The following is a 1,101-nucleotide window of genomic DNA, read 5'->3' on the forward strand; positions in this document are numbered from 1 at the left end:
CCGACCGCCGACAGGGTGCTGTGCCAGTCTTCAATCCAGTCGCTCATATCCTTCTGCGACATGGCCCGGCCACTAATGGCCTGCACGGCCTGATAGGCAGCGGTGGGCTTGAGCTTCAGCACAGCGCGATCATCTGCGTGGCCTGGCACTTCCTCGTTGCCCAGGTTGAACAGCACCGAACAGGTCATTTCGTCCTGATTGATGAAGCCTTTTGCGTCGGCGACTGCGCGGTCGGACACGTATTTGGCGAAGTCCGCCAAGGAGTTGGTGGAGAACGTGCCACGGAAGCGACTGCGGCCTGCGCCGAATTGCTCAAGGTTCACGATCTTCGCGCCTTCGGGCAGCACGATGGTAGGCGTGACGGTGTTCAGCTCTTTGCCGTCTGCGATCAGCGCGGTGTCAGTAATCAGTTGAATTGCTTCTTTCGTGAGGGACATATTTCAGGTCTCGCTTGGTGGGAGGGTGATCAGTCGCGGCGTGGGATAGGTGCATCGTCACGCGTGAACAGCTGGTCGTGCTTTTCGGCGAACAGCGTGATGTTGCCGCCGGAGCCAACGTGCATTGGCGTATTGATCTTCACCTGGCTGGATTCGCCGATCTGGGAGAAGTCCAGGGTGATGACCACCTTCCCGGCTTTGCCGTGATCGACAACGCCGGCGGCAACTTCGGAAAGGGCGTGGCCTATCTGGCTGGCGAAAGCCCCGCCATTCAGTTCGTTCAGGAATTCGCTGGTGTCTGTCGGCTTCGACATGGTTGTTTCTCCGGGGGCTTGATTCCACTGGGTGGGATGTTGAGTTGAAGTGGGCGGCGGCGATGGTTGGCGCGGGACTGCATGCGCTTCACTTGCGATAGATCCTGTTCACCGGGTAATCGATGTTGAAGTCTGCGATGAGTCGTTCCATCAGCGTGCTGCTGATGCCGATCAGGTTCTTGGCGGCGTACCGAGACAGCCCGCGGTCCCTCGCTTCCTTGATGCGCAGAACGTTGAACGCATCCGCGACGGGGTCTATGCGCTGGACCTTCACACGCGAAAGGTGTGGGCTTGGATCGAAGCGCTTGTACTCGAACCGGTGCTCGGCGGCGATCTTACGCAGCATGTGG

General features: G+C 59.3%; 2 protein-coding genes and 1 pseudogene. All 3 read right to left on the reverse strand.

All coding sequences use genetic code 11. The features are described from left to right. On the reverse strand, positions 1-437 hold a 437-nt coding region (locus tag AO388_RS03210; protein ID WP_153003956.1), incomplete at its 3' end, for a DUF2303 family protein. 29 nt (positions 438-466) lie between these two features. Then, positions 467-751 (reverse strand): hypothetical protein, encoded by a 285-nt coding sequence (locus tag AO388_RS03215; RefSeq protein WP_058416036.1) that lies wholly within the window; start codon positions 749-751, stop codon positions 467-469. A gap of 88 nt (positions 752-839) precedes the next feature. Then, positions 840-1,101, reverse strand: a pseudogene (locus tag AO388_RS03220) (hypothetical protein); the annotation flags it as partial.

This window comes from Pseudomonas sp. ICMP 10191, from assembly GCF_001467335.1.
Lineage (GTDB): Bacteria > Pseudomonadota > Gammaproteobacteria > Pseudomonadales > Pseudomonadaceae > Aquipseudomonas > Aquipseudomonas cerasi.

Bases quoted from the DNA above. Each gene is read 5' to 3' on its own strand.
- AO388_RS03215 (WP_058416036.1), bottom strand. From the start codon at position 751: ATGTCGAAGCCGACAGACACCAGCGAATTCCTGAACGAACTGAATGGC.